Source organism: Naumannella halotolerans (genome assembly GCF_004364645.1).
Taxonomy (GTDB): Bacteria; Actinomycetota; Actinomycetes; order Propionibacteriales; family Propionibacteriaceae; genus Naumannella; species Naumannella halotolerans.
Window position 1 is genome coordinate 1252736 of the sequence record NZ_SOAW01000001.1, and the last position, 13938, is coordinate 1266673.

Genomic DNA, 13938 nt, shown 5'->3' on the forward strand with positions numbered 1-13938 from the left:
CTGTGCTCGCCGCTCAGGCGAAGATGATGTTCAGGGCGATGACCAGGACCAGACCCAGCAGGGCCATGGGTACCGGCCGTCGCCAGATCGGCAGGGACTTCTCCTCGGGATCGACCAGATCGGCCTTCGGGGTCTCGGAGTAGACCAACCCCTTCAGCTCATGGACCGGCTTGGGCCGGGTGACCAGGGAGACGATCACCGACACCACGATGTCGACCACGAAGGCCGCGCCGGCGGCGACGAAGGCCGTGCCCTGACCCGGCAGATCGATCACACCGGTCTCGGAGAGGATGAAGACGAAGACCGCCGAGCTGGTACCCAGGACCAGACCGACCCAGCCGGCCGTCGGGGTCATCCGACGCCAGAACATACCCAGGATGAAGGTCGCGAACAGCGGTGCATTGAAGAACCCGAACAACGTCTGCAGGTAGTCCATCAGGTTCGAGAAGTTGCTCGCGATCAGCGCGGTGAAGATCGCGATCACACAGGCGGCGACGGTGGCCCAACGCCCCACCCGCAGGTAGTAGTCGTCGGGCTTGTTCTTCACCACGTACTGCTGCCACAGGTCGTAGGAGACGACGGTGTTGAAGGCGGAGATGTTCGCCGCCATACCGGCCATGAAGGCGGCCAACAAACCAGCCATGGCGACACCCAGCAGACCGTTGGGCAAGACATCGCGCATCAACAGCAGCAACGCGTCGTTGTAGGAGACCCCGCTCGCTGCGGCAGCCTCCTCGCCCTGGGTGTATGTAGTAGAGATGCTTGTAGTCGGCCAGTTCGTTCACCAGCACCGCGGCGATCATGCCGGGGATGACGACGATGAACGGGATGAACATCTTCGGGAAGGCGCCGATGATCGGGGTCATCCGGGCGGCAGTGATGTTCTTCGAGGCCATCGCCCGCTGGACCTCGACGAAGTTCGTCGTCCAGTAGCCGAAGGAGAGCACGAAGCCGAGTCCGAAGACGATGCCGATCACGCTGAGGACCGGGTTGTTGAATCCGGACAGCTGCTCGCCGGGCCAGGTGCTGAGCTGTTCGGCACCCAGCATCCCGTCGTTGCTGATCCGTTCGGTCAGGCCTCCCCAGCCACCGACGCGGTGCAGACCGATCAGTGTCAGGGGCAGCAGCGCCGCCACGATCACGAAGAACTGCAGCACCTCGTTGTAGATCGCCGCGGACAGACCGCCGAGGGTGATGTAGGCGAGCACGATGCCGGCTGCCACGATCAGGCCGACCCACAGCGGCCAGCCCAGCAGGCGGTTGACGATCGTACCCAGCAGGTAGAGGTTCACACCGGCGATCAGCACCTGGGCCGAAGCGAAGGACAGCGCGTTCACCAGGTGGGCGCCGGTGCCGAATCGCATCCGCATGAACTCGGGGACCGAGCGCACCTTGGAGCCGTAGTAGAACGGCATCATCACGACACCCAGGAAGAGCATCGCCGGTACGGCGCCGATCCAGAAGTAGTGCATCGTCGGCAGTCCGAACTGGGCGCCGGTGGCCGACATGCCCATCACCTCGACCGCGCCGAGGTTGGCTGAGATGAACGCGAGCCCGGTCACCCATGCCGGCAGTGAACGGCCCGAGAGGAAGAACTCGATCGAGCTGGAAACACCGCGGCGGGCGAACCATCCCACACCCAGAACAAACAAGAAGTACACAGCAATCAACACGTAGTCGATCACATGCGCATCGAGACGAATCTCGCTCATGCGATTCTCCGATCAGCTCCCACCATCGGGAGTTCGACGACCAAACGAGCGCCGGGGGCGCCGCTACAGAGTAATCCCACAAACGATCCGACGCCACCACCTCGGACGATCCGAAGTCGCGGAATGGGACTTCTCACAGCCCGGTACGGGCCGGTCAACCGGCCGAGTGCCACGTTCACACGTGTGCGAATACGTTTGAATCCTCCGCCACCGCCAGGACCGGGCCGACCCGGCCGGTCCGAGCGGCACCAACTCAACCGGTCGACCGGCGCCTGAACGTACGGCGCCACCACAGCGCCCAGGCGACCAGAAGCGCGACGACGACGACACTGGCCAGCGTGATCCCCGTCGTCACCGGCGCCGGGTTTCCCGGATCGGTACGGACGACCGCCGCCACCACTGCAAGCAGGAACACAGCCGTGACACCGAGAATGCCGGCCAGACCGCCACGGATTCGTCGCAGGGTTTCCTGCCGATGTGTCGGTGCCAGCCAGAACTCGGCATCGGGCAGGTTCAGCAGCGCGGGATCGGCGGTTCGTCGCAGGAGCACTCCGACCAGCCACGGGATCAGGGCGAACAGCGCCAGTACCGCGGCGATCCCGCACAACAGCCACCACTTGCTGCCCAGCCGGGCCCCGGCCGATCCGAGGTGGACGACCACCTGGGACGGCAGGGTGAACGCGAGCCAGAGCCAGATGCCGACGGCCACCAACCAGCTCAGGGCAGTCAGCGCACGACGCAGCGGAGACTCCTCCACTGCCGACACCGGCTGATCCTCGGCCACGACGGCGCCCCGGGCCCGCCCGGCTCAGACGCCGATCGGGCGCTCGTGCGGACCGATCGGGCGGGGCAGCTTGGTCTCACCGGACAGGTACTTGTCCACCTCGGCGGCACAGGCGCGTCCCTCGGCGATGGCCCAGACGACCAGCGACTGACCCCGTCCGGCATCACCACAGCAGTACACCCCCGGAACCGAGGTGCGGTAGTGGTCGTTGCGCTCCACATTGCCGCGGGCATCCAACGCGGTGTTGATCTGCCGGGTGAGCGCGTCGGTCTCCGGGCCGGAGAAGCCGATCGCGAGCAGCACCAGGTCGGCCGGGATCTCCCGCCGGGTGTTCGGCTTCTCCTCCCAGGCACCGTTCACCCGTCGTCCCTCGCTCAAGGACAGGGCCTTCACATTGCCCTGGCCGTCGTCGACGAACTCGGCGGTGTTCAGCGCGTACAACCGGTTTCCGCCCTCCTCATTGGCCGAGGCGACCCGCAGCACCCGCGGGTAGGTCGGCCACGGATCGGCTTCGGTCCGGTCCGGGGACGGTTCGGGGTGGATGTCCAACTGGGTCACCGAGGCGGCCTTCTGCCGCAGTGCCGTACCCAGGCAGTCGGTACCGGTGTCGCCACCACCGACGATCACCACATGCTTGCCCTCGGCGCTGATCAGGTCCGCGACCTGCTCACCCCGGGCGATCCGGTTGCCCTGGGGCAGGTACTCCATCGCCTGGTGGATGCCCTTCAGCTCACGCCCGGCAACCGGCACCTCGCGGGGTACGGTCGCGCCGGTGGCGATGATCACCACGTCGTAGCGACGCTTCAGGTCCCGCCAGGAGACGTCGACACCGACCTCGGTGTTGCAGCGGAAGATGGTGCCCTCGGTCCGCATCTGTTCCAGCCGACGCTCCAGCACCGCGGTCTCCTGCTTGTACTCCGGGATGCCGTAGCGCATCAGGCCACCGGGGGCGTCATCGCGTTCGATCACCGCAACGGTGTGCCCGGCACGGGTCAGCTGCTGGGCCGCGGCCAGACCCGCCGGACCCGAGCCGACGACGGCGACGGTACGTCCGGTGTGCCAGTCCGGCACCTGCGGCTGCACCCGGTCGTCGGCGTAACCCTTGTCGATGATCGAGACCTCGACGTTCTTGATCGTCACCGGATCGTCGGAGATCGCCACCACACAAGCCGATTCGCACGGTGCCGGGCAGAGCCGGCCGGTGAACTCGGGGAAGTTGTTGGTGGCGTGCAGCCGGTCCAGCGCCCGTTCCCAGTCGCCCCGCCAGACCAGGTCGTTCCATTCCGGGATCAGGTTCCCCAGTGGGCACCCGGTGTGGCAGAACGGGATACCGCAGTCCATGCAGCGGCCCGCCTGTTCGGTGATGATCGGCAGCAGTGCCCGGCCCGGCGAACCCGGGTAGACCTCGTTCCAGTCGTTCAGTCGTTCCTCGACCGGACGCCGCTTGGCGAACTCGGCGTCGTACTTCATGAAGCCGCGAGGATCACCCATTTGCTGCCTCCATCATCTTCGTCGTGGTCGCCTGCTCGTCCAGACCCTCGGCCTGTGCGGATTCCCGCGCCGCCAGGACCCGGGCGTAGCCCCGCGGCAGCACCTTGGTGAAGCGCCGGGACAGCTCATCGGCATCGGCGGCGAGCAGGGTCTCGGCGACTGCCGAACCCGTCTCCTCCAGATGCCGGACCAGCAGCTCGCGGATCCGGGCCAGATCATCGGCCTCGATCGGTAGCGGATCCACCAGCTCGGTGTTCAGCAGTGCCCGATCGAGGTCGAGGACATAGGCGAAGCCTCCGGACATACCGGCAGCGAAGTTCCGGCCGGTGGGACCGATGATCAACACCTCACCACCGGTCATGTACTCACAACCATGATCACCGATGCCCTCGACCACGGCCACGGCGCCGGAGTTGCGCACACAGAATCGCTCCCCCACCTGGCCGCGGAGGAAGATCTCGCCACTGGTCGCGCCGTAGCCGATCACATTGCCGGCGATGATCTGCTGCTCGGCGACGAAGGCGGAATCGGAGTCGGGACGCACGGTGATCCGTCCACCGGACAGGCCCTTGCCGACGTAGTCGTTGGAGTCACCCACCAAACGCAGGGTGACCCCGGCTGGCAGGAAGGCACCGAAGCTCTGACCGCCCGAACCGCGCAGGGTGAGGTCGATCGTGTTCTCCGGCAGCCCCCGGCCGTCGGTGGCCTTGGTCAACGCACTGCCCAACATGGTGCCGACGGTCCGGTTCACGTTCCGCACCTCGATCTCGGCGCGGACCGGCTCGCCACGTTCCAGTGCGGGCGAGGCGAGCTTGATCAACTCCGCGTCCAGGGCGACGTCCAGACCGTGGTCCTGGCCGCGGACCGAGCGCAACGGGGTGCCTTCGGGCAGCTGTGGGCGGTACAGGATCGGGGTCAGGTCGAGGCCGTGGGCCTTCCAGTGGTCGACGGCGTTCTTCGTCTGCAGGATCTGCACCTGGCCGATCGCCTCGTCCAGGCTGCGGAATCCCAGCTGGGCAAGTAGTTCGCGCACCTCCTGGGCGATGAAACGGAAGAAGTTGACCACATGCTCGGCCTTGCCGGTGAACTTCTTGCGCAGCGTCGGGTTCTGTGTGGCGATGCCGACCGGACAGGTGTCGAGGTGGCAGACCCGCATCAGGATGCAGCCCTCGACCACCAGCGGGGCGGTGGCGAAGCCGTACTCCTCCGCACCCAACAAGGCGGCGACGATCACGTCCCGACCGGTCTTCATCTGCCCGTCGACCTGGACCACGATCCGGTCCCGCAGACCGTTCATCAACAAGGTCTGCTGGGCCTCGGCCAGGCCGAGCTCCCAGGGTCCGCCGGCATGTTTCAGCGAGGTCAGCGGCGCCGCCCCCGTACCTCCGTCGTGACCGGAGATCAGCACCACATCGGCCTTCGACTTCGAGACGCCCGCAGCGACCGTACCCACACCGGCCTCGGCGACCAGCTTCACGTGGATCCGGGCCGCCGGGTTGGCGTTCTTCAGGTCGTGGATCAGTTGCTTCAGATCCTCGATCGAGTAGATGTCATGATGCGGCGGCGGCGAGATCAGCCCGACCCCGGGGGTCGAGTGACGGGTCGTGGCCACCCACGGGTAGACCTTCGACCCCGGCAGCTGACCACCCTCACCGGGCTTGGCCCCCTGGGCCATCTTGATCTGGATGTCCTCGGCGTGGACCAGGTAGTCCGAGGTCACACCGAAGCGCCCGGAGGCGACCTGCTTGATCTTGGAGCAGCGTTCCGGGTCGCGCAGCCGCTCGGGGTCCTCACCACCCTCACCGGTGTTCGACTTCCCGCCGAGCATGTTCATCGCCACGGCCAGGGTCTCGTGCGCCTCGGCACTGATCGAACCGTAGGACATCGCACCGGTGGAGAACCGCTTCACGATCTCCTCGACCGACTCGACCTGCTCGATGTCCACCGGCTCCCGGTCGGGGGCGAAGTCCAACAACCCGCGCAATGTCATCAGCCGCTTCGACTGGTCGTCGACCCGCGCGGTGTAGGACTTGAAGATGTCGTAGCGACCGGTACGCGAGGCGTGCTGCAGTCGGAAGACCGTCTCGGGGTCGAACAGGTGCGGCTCACCCTCGCGGCGCCACTGGTACTCACCACCGGTCTCCAGTTCCCGGTGGGCCAGCGGGATGCCGTCGACCGGGTAGGCGGTCACGTGCCGGGCACGGATCTCCTTGGCGATCTCGACCAGACCGATGCCACCCATCTTGGAGGTGGTGCCGGTGAAGTAGGTGTTGATCATCTCCTTGCTCAGGCCGTAGGCCTCGAACAACTGCGCACCGGTGTAGGAAGCGATGGTGGAGACGCCGATCTTGCTCATCACCTTCAGCACCCCCTTGCCGAGTGCCTTGCGGACGTTCTGCACCGCCTGGGTGGGGGTGACGTTCACGTAGCGACCGTTGCGGGCAAGGTCCTCGGCCGATTCGAAGGCCAGGTACGGGTTGACCGCCGAGGCGCCGTAGCCGATCAGCAGTGCCACATGATGCACCTCGCGGACGTCACCGGCCTCGACCACCAGTCCGACCTTGGTCCGGGTCTTCTCCCGCACCAGGTGGTGGTGGATGGCCGCGGTCAGCAGCAGCGACGGGATCGGCGCCTTGATCGCGTTCGAGTGCCGGTCGGAGAGCACGATCGTCCGGGCCCCGCCGGCGATCGCATCGCTGACCTGCTGGCAGTAGGCGTCCAGCGACCGCTGCAGCGAGTCAGGTCCGCCGTGCACCGAGTACAGGCCGCGGACCACGTGCACCTCGTACCCGGGCAGGTCGCCGTCGAGGTTGATGTGCCTGATCTTGGTCAGCTCGTCGTTGTCGAGCACCGGGAACGGGATCACCAGCTGCCGACACGAGGCCGGGCTGGGATCGAGCAGGTTGTGCTCGGGGCCGATGGTGCCGGCCAGCGAGGTGACCAGTTCCTCCCGGATGGCGTCCAGCGGCGGGTTGGTCACCTGGGCGAACATCTGGGTGAAGTAGTCGAAGATCATCCGCGGGCGCTCGCTGAGCGCGGCGATCGGGGTGTCGGTGCCCATCGACCCGAGCGGCTCGGCACCGCTGTTGGCCATCGGGGCGACGATCAGCCGCAGTTCCTCCTCGGTGTAGCCGAAGGTCTGCTGCCGCCGGGTGACCGAGGCGTGACCGTGCACGATGTGCTCCCGGTCGGGCAGGTCACCGAGGGTCAGCCGGCCGGCGGTGACCCACTCACCGTAGGGCGCCTCGTCGGCCAGGGTCTGCTTGATCTCGTCATTGGGGACGATCCGGTGCTCAGCCAGATCGACCAGGAACATCTGCCCGGGCTGCAACCGCCCCTTGGACTCGATCCGTTCCGGCGCGATGTCGAGCACCCCGGCCTCGGAGGCCAGCACGACCAGCCCGTCGGTGGTGACCCAGTAGCGGCCCGGGCGCAGGCCGTTGCGGTCCAGCACGGCGCCGATCTGGGTGCCGTCGGTGAAGCAGACGTTCGCCGGGCCGTCCCAGGGCTCCATCAGGCAGGCGTGGAACTCGTAGAACTCGCGCAGCTTCGGCGGCAGCGTCTCGTTGTTCTCCCAGGCCTCGGGGATCATCATCAGCACCGCATGCGGCAGCGACCGGCCGCCCAGGTGCAGCAGTTCCAGCACCTGGTCGAAGGATGCCGAGTCCGAGCTGTCGGGGTTGACGATCGGGAACAGCCGTTCCAGGTCACCGGGGATCAGGTCGGAGGCCAGCAGTTCCTCCCGGGCCCGCATCCAGTTCCGGTTGCCCCGAACGGTGTTGATCTCGCCGTTGTGGGCGATCATCCGGTACGGATGCGCAAGTTCCCAGGCCGGGAAGGTGTTGGTGGAGAACCGTGAGTGGACCAGGGCCAGGGCACTGGCCATCCGCTCGTCGGACAACTCGGGGAAGACCTCGCCGAGCTGGTCGGTGGTCAACATGCCCTTGTAGACGACGGTTCGAGAGGAGAGCGAGGCGAAGAACGTACCGGCCTCGTTGTGCGCCCGACGACGCAGGCAGAAGGCCAACCGGTCCAGGGCGACCCCGGACGGACGGACACCGTCGGCCCCGGGAGCGGCGGTCACCAGCAGATGCTCGAAATGCGGCATCGGTGCGAGGCTGATCGGGCTCAGGGTGTCGGTACGCACCGGTACGGCCCGCCAGCCGAGGACCTGCAGCCCCTCGTTCTCGGCGATCTCGTTGATCTTCTCCCGGGCGACCTCGCGCTGGCCCTCGTCCTTCGGCAGGTAGGCCATGCCGACCGCGTACTCCCCGGCGGCGGGCAGGTCGAAGTCGCAGACGGCACGGAAGAAGGCGTCGGGTACCTGCAGCAGGATGCCTGCACCGTCACCGGCTGCCTCATCGGCACCGGTGGCACCTCGGTGGTCGAGGTTGCGCAGGGCCTCCAGACCCTGGGCGACGATCTTGTGCTCGGGAACGCCCGAGAGCGAGGCGACGAAGGCCACCCCACAGGCATCATGCTCGAACCGCGGGTCGTACAGACCCTGCGATACCGGCAGCGAGTCCGGCATCGACTGAGCCGCAGGCGTGGAGCCTGACCTCGGCAGCGACGAACCCATCGCGGACCTCCTCCGTTCGGCACACTCCGTCCTCCGACGACGGTGTCGGCAGCAGGTGTGCGCGCGTGACGGCCGGATCCAGTCCGTCCGTCATTCGAGAATCGTGTCTCAGTTTAAGGTCTGGCTCGCACGTGAGCGAACCACTTGCAGCACAACAGGGGTGGCGTCGCGCTCCGGCGCAGCCTAGACCACCGAGTGACCCAGTGCTGCACGTCGCGCCCAATTCGGGACGAAGGGGGCCACCAAGGCGATGGCCACGCTGACCCCGGCGACGATCGCCATCCCCGCGATCACCCCCGCCTCCTCGTCACCGGCGACCAGCAGACCCATGGCCAGTACCCAGCGGAAGCCGATCGCGACCACGGTCCGACCCGAGCGCAAACCCTTGCCCAACCGCAGGATCAGCGCCGACAGCGCGATCTGGGTGACCACCAGCAGCAGCACCTGCAGTGGCCCGATGACGGCCACCCCGGGCAGCGCCCAGGCTGCCCAGACGACCCCCACGCCGACCACCGCGGCCCGATCGTCGAATCGCTCGGCGAGGATCGGCTGGAGCACTCCGCGGAATCCGATCTCCTGGGCGATCACCGCCACCAACGTGATCAAGGACACAACCCCCAGTGGGAGTGGCAACAGACTCATCTGCGCCGGCATCGGGTCCCAGTCGAAGAAGATCCGGACCTGGATGATGCTGATCACCACGGCGAAACCGACCAGCGCCCCGACGACCAGCCGGCGCCCGATCTGCCCGGTACGCGGTACGGCGAGGTCGATCGGCAGCGACCAGCCGGCCTGGCGGGCGGTGACCAGCACGGCCAGCGCACCGACCAGGGGTGCTCCGGAGGCGAACGGCCAGGCCGCGGCGATCTCCGGGGTGAGTGGTTGCCACCACCACAACGGGATGGCTGCCAGTGCCGTGGCGAGGCAGAAGATCAGCGTCGCCAGCAGCAGTGGCGGCCGGCGGGTCATCGTCCGGGCGCCTTCTTCGGCGATGCCGCACCGTCGGAGGATTCACCGTCCGGGCGGGGGTCCTGCCCGGTCTCGGCGGGCTCGGTCGTCTCGGACCCGTCCGGTGGAGCGGCTTCGGCGGTCGGCGTCTCGGGCGCAGCATCGACGTCCGGATCGGACGGGCCAGCTTCCTCGGATTCCTCGGACCGGGCCTGCTCGGACTGGACCTGCTGGGACTGGGCCTGCTCGGAATCGGGGTCGGCCTGCTCGGTGGAGCTGTCGTCGGCCTGGCTGTCCGATCGGCGCACACTCTCCTCGCGCCCGGGTCGGTTGCGGACCAGCCAGGCGAACCAGAGCAGACCGGCGATGAAGGCGATCGCGGAGGTGTAGTTGTTCAACCGCAACCCGGCGATCTCGTTCACCGTGTCGATCCGCACGTACTCGACGAAGAACCGGCCAAGGCTGTACAGCGCCACGTAGAGGGCGAAGACCTTGCCGTGGCCGAGCCGGAAGCGGCGATCGGCCCACAGCAGGAGGCCTGCGATGAGCAGGTTCCAGAGCAGTTCGTAGAGGAAGGTCGGGTGGAAGGTGGCGTACTGCTCGTACCCGTTCGGGCGGTACTGCGGATCGATCAGCAGGCCCCAGGGCAGGTCGGTCGGCCGTCCGAAGAGTTCCTGGTTGAACCAGTTGCCGAGCCGGCCGATCGCCTGGGCGATCAGCAGTCCCGGCGCGATCGTGTCGGCGACGGCAAGGAACCGCACCCCGGTACGACGACAGCCGATCCAGGCGCCCAGCGCCCCCAGGGCGACCGCGCCCCAGATGCCCAGGCCGCCCTCCCAGACGTACAGCGCCCGGATCGGTTCACGGCCGGGACCGAAGTAGAGCTGGTAGTCGGTGATGACGTGGTACAGCCGGGCGCCGACGAAGCCGAACGGGATCGCCCAGAGCAGGATCGTCTCCAGGGTCTCGGAGTCGCCGCCGCGTGCCCGCCAGCGGCGGACGCTGATCCAGTACGCGACCGCGATGCCGATCAGGATGCAGATCGCATAGGCCCGGATCGGCACCGGACCGAGGTGCCAGACCCCGGTTTCGGGACTGGGGATGAAGGTCAGCACCTCAGGCCGCAGTGGCGGTACGTACCGCTTCGGTGAACTGTTCGGGGGTCTGACCCTCGAACCACTCGACCTGCGTCCCGCCCACATAGAGCGCCGGGGTACCGGTGAAGTCGGCCGGCTTCTCGGCGTTGTTCACCGCGTCGACCCAGTCACCGTTCTGCTTGCGGGTGATGCAACCGGAGACGTCGCCGGCCGCGTCACCTCCGACCTGCTCGGCAAGGCTGACCAGCTGGTTGTCACTCCAGTTCAGGCCCTGATTGGCGAACAGCTGGGCCATGTAGGCCTGGCCGAAGCCGCGCTGGGCGGAGCAAGCAAAGGCATTGGCAGCATTCACCGATGCGCCCGGACGGACCATGAACGACAGTGGGTGGTAGGCGACCTTGTACTCCCCGGAGTCGATCAGTTCCTGCACTGTCGAGGCCTGCTCCTCCTCGAAAGCCTTGCAGTGCGGGCAGGAGAAGTCGAGGTAGACGTCCATCGTGTTGGGCGCAGCCTCGTCGCCGTAGACGATCGGGTCGGCGCCGGACAACTCACCGATCACCTGTTCGGAGCCGGCGACCTCGGTGTTCACACTGGGACCACCGAACTGCTGGTAGGCCAGATAGCCGCCGATGCTGCCGCCGACGATCAGCACGACGGCCACGGCGATGCCGATGATGATGTTGCGGTCACGCTTCTTCCGGGCGGCCAGGGCCGCCTCGGCCCTGGCTCGCTCGCGGGCGCTGGACGAACCGGTCTTCGGCGTCTGGTTCCGCTTGAGCTGCTTGGTCTGTCGGCTCTTGTCGCTCATCAACTTCCTTGCTCGTGACCTGACATCGGATGGGTGCCAGATGTGAAAACGCTTCGGCCCTGTCGACCGTGCCCACAGTGACCGAATCGATACCCGAGATCTCCGGACATCCGCTGTCTGCCAGCGCACGACCACTGTCGACGGTGACGAACCCGCCCACAGGCTACCTGTGGGAAGCCCCGGATCGCATCCTGACGGGCTGACACCCGTTGGGGTCGCGCGTCAGCGACCGGCCCGCTGAGAGCCTGGTCGGACTCCCCCGGCCCTGCCTCCGTCCACCAGCATGTCAACGGCGACCCGGATGACCGTGTCTACAGGTCTTGCCCCGTCCACCGGCCGGTATGGCGACCTGGATGATCGTGTCGATAGGTCCTGCCTCCGTCCGCCGGTTGGCTCGGCCGGTTCGGCTGCGGGTCGGCATCCTGGCATGTCCTGCGACACCAACGGATTGTGGGCACCCGCAGCGAACCTCGAGTCCCTCCGGTTCGACCACGTCGGGCGGGCGCTGTACGGTCAGTCGCTTCACGTACCGCAATCGTCGGTAACTCGGTCACCGACGACGCCCTCGGATGCACTTCGCGCAGAACACCCGACTCGAGCACACCGCAAACGAGCAGTCGCTACTACCTGCCCCGATCGTCGGTAACTCGGTCACCGACGACGCCCTCGGATGCACTTCGCGCAGAACACCCGACTCGAGCACACCGCCAAGGGTGTGCCGCGCCGTACAGCGGGGTCTGCGCAGGACGTCGGCGCGTACCGGATCACGCGGCCGGAATCGATTTTCGGCGCTGCGGAAACACGCAAGAGAGATGGCCAGACCACTCCGGAGTCGGGCTGTTCCCGAGCCAGGCTTGTTCCGGAGTCAGGCTTGTTCCGGAGTCAGGCTTGTTCCGGAGTCAGGCTTGTTCCGGAGTCAGGCTTGTTCCGGAGTCAGGTTTGTTCGGAGTCAGGCAGCACAGGTGTCGGGTGCGGCTGGGGGATCGCCCGGTGGCCGAGCACCCAGGTCTTCCCCGGCCGATGACCGATCCAACCGGTGGGTCATCGGTCCAGCCCGCAGGTACAGGTGACCGGCTGGGCTGACCCAGCAGAACAACCGAGGGGCGAGATGCCGGTAGCGCCAGCCGTGGAGGGTCTTGGCTCGGTGGTGCCGGCGGCACAACGGAGCGAGGTTGTCGGTGCTGGTGGGTCCTCCGGCGTCGAAGGCGACGATGTGGTCGAGATCGCACTGCTCGGCAACGGTGCTGCACCACGGAAAGATGCAGGTCGAGTTGGTGAGCACGACGTGTTCACGCATCCGCGCCGTCGGTACGTAGCAGTCGGTGGCTTCGGCATCGTTCAGATCGATCACCGGTCGCACAGTGATCTTGGCGCCGGGCACGCGACACCAGAGTCGCACCTGCTCGGCGGTGATCGATGACCCGGTATTGGCGATTCGACCGATGCCTGCCCCGGACTCGTCGTGGTCGACCGGCAGAGCACCTGCGGGGATGACGATGTGGAGAGTGACCGGACGCGGCGCAGGCCGACGGAGCGGGGGGCCCTCACTCTCGACCACCGGTTCATGACCCGCCTCGGGGCCCATCGGCTGCAGTTCCTCGGCCACAGTGCCCTTCGGAGCGACCGGGGCGGGCAGCATCGCCTGTGCCCGCGCGAGCTCTGCCAGGGCGTGAGCTCGGCGAACATCCAATGAGGCCGGATTGCCCCAGAACTTCTGCAGCGCCGCCCCGTGTTGCAGTGCCTGGTCGAGTTCGAGACCGTCGAGCAGATTGAGCTCGCCATGCAGTCGACTACGGCCGTTGACACTGGTCGTGTCATGGTCGAGGTGGACGAACAGCCCGGACTCGACCGCTGCCTGCGGTTCACCGGCGAGGGCTCGAGCAGCCTCGACCGTGCGATCGAGTTGGGTGGCCGACACGGTGCCGGCGAAGTGCACGAGTTGTTGATCAACCCAGTCGGCTGCCGGGCGGTCGAGGGACATCGTGCGGGCTGCCACCCGGCAGGCGTCATCGGCCGCAACCTCGAGTGCCTGTACCCGCGTCCACAGGCGGGGCAACCGGTGTCGCAGTTCCATCGCCTCGGCGAGGATCCGGAATCCGGAACCGGTCGGCTTGCCCAGCAGAGCGGCGAACTCCGGGACCGAGGCCGGATCGACCAGTGGGGTCCCCTCTCCCCCGGTCACCGCACGATCGGGATCGGGCAGCTCGGCCAGCAGATCATCGGTCGCCGGATGGGTGTCCACCCAGGCGCAGGCACCGTTGAGCCGATCACGCAGGGCGGCCCACAGACGGGTCGTGGCAGCACGCAACTCCGCGTGCTGGGCGACGATCCGGGTGCTGGCCATGAACAGAATCTACCTGTCGGGTCTGACACTGCCCGGTCATCGCAAACCCTTGTCCACAAATGGATGCAGGACATCAATCACCCTGGCATGACAAGCCCGACTCCACCGAGGAAGAGCGGGTGGCCCCAGCCGTGGAGCTGACCTCCGGCCCAATACGCGAGCTGCACAGTCTCGG

The 13938-nt window shown here is 67.1% G+C and carries 7 protein-coding genes and 1 pseudogene; all 8 read right to left on the minus strand.

The window, feature by feature from the left end:
* Positions 1–13: 13 nt before the first annotated feature.
* A pseudogene (locus tag CLV29_RS05840) lies at positions 14–1712 on the minus strand (sodium:solute symporter family protein).
* 253 nt (positions 1713–1965) lie between these two features.
* Complete coding sequence (locus tag CLV29_RS05845; RefSeq protein ID WP_133754047.1) at positions 1966–2478, minus strand: hypothetical protein; 513 nt, start codon at positions 2476–2478, stop codon at positions 1966–1968.
* Between the two features lie 42 nt (positions 2479–2520).
* The gene (locus CLV29_RS05850) at positions 2521–3987 is read right to left on the minus strand and encodes a glutamate synthase subunit beta (protein ID WP_133754048.1); all 1467 of its coding nucleotides are present in this window, start codon (positions 3985–3987) and stop codon (positions 2521–2523) included.
* A complete protein-coding gene (gene gltB / locus CLV29_RS05855) occupies positions 3980–8518 on the minus strand; it encodes a glutamate synthase large subunit (protein ID WP_133755063.1) in 4539 nt (1512 codons plus the stop codon). Before gltB ends, CLV29_RS05850 begins: the two co-directional genes overlap by 8 nt.
* 231 nt (positions 8519–8749) lie before the next feature.
* On the minus strand, positions 8750–9535 hold the full coding sequence (locus CLV29_RS05860; protein WP_133754049.1) for a CPBP family glutamic-type intramembrane protease: 786 nt from the start codon (positions 9533–9535) through the stop codon (positions 8750–8752).
* Complete coding sequence (gene lgt / locus CLV29_RS05865; RefSeq protein ID WP_243831753.1) at positions 9532–10629, minus strand: prolipoprotein diacylglyceryl transferase; 1098 nt, start codon at positions 10627–10629, stop codon at positions 9532–9534. The genes CLV29_RS05860 and lgt overlap by 4 nt, the downstream gene beginning before the upstream one ends.
* 1 nt (position 10630) lies before the next feature.
* Positions 10631–11419, minus strand: a complete 789-nt coding sequence (locus CLV29_RS05870) for a DsbA family protein (protein ID WP_133754051.1) — start codon at positions 11417–11419, stop codon at positions 10631–10633.
* A 949-nt stretch (positions 11420–12368) separates the two neighbouring features.
* A complete protein-coding gene (locus tag CLV29_RS16715; protein ID WP_133754052.1) occupies positions 12369–13763 on the minus strand; it encodes an HNH endonuclease signature motif containing protein in 1395 nt (464 codons plus the stop codon).
* Positions 13764–13938 lie beyond the last annotated feature (175 nt).

What these genes read in the sequence shown, in the direction of transcription:
- CLV29_RS05850 (WP_133754048.1), bottom strand. Translation starts at nt 3,987, where the DNA reads ATGGGTGATCCTCGCGGCTTCATGAAGTACGACGCCGAGTTCGCCAAG.
- gltB (WP_133755063.1), bottom strand. Translation starts at nt 8,518, where the DNA reads ATGCCGGACTCGCTGCCGGTATCGCAGGGTCTGTACGACCCGCGGTTC.
- CLV29_RS05860 (WP_133754049.1), bottom strand. Translation starts at nt 9,535, where the DNA reads ATGACCCGCCGGCCGCCACTGCTGCTGGCGACGCTGATCTTCTGCCTC.
- CLV29_RS05870 (WP_133754051.1), bottom strand. Translation starts at nt 11,419, where the DNA reads ATGAGCGACAAGAGCCGACAGACCAAGCAGCTCAAGCGGAACCAGACG.
- CLV29_RS16715 (WP_133754052.1), bottom strand. Translation starts at nt 13,763, where the DNA reads ATGGCCAGCACCCGGATCGTCGCCCAGCACGCGGAGTTGCGTGCTGCC.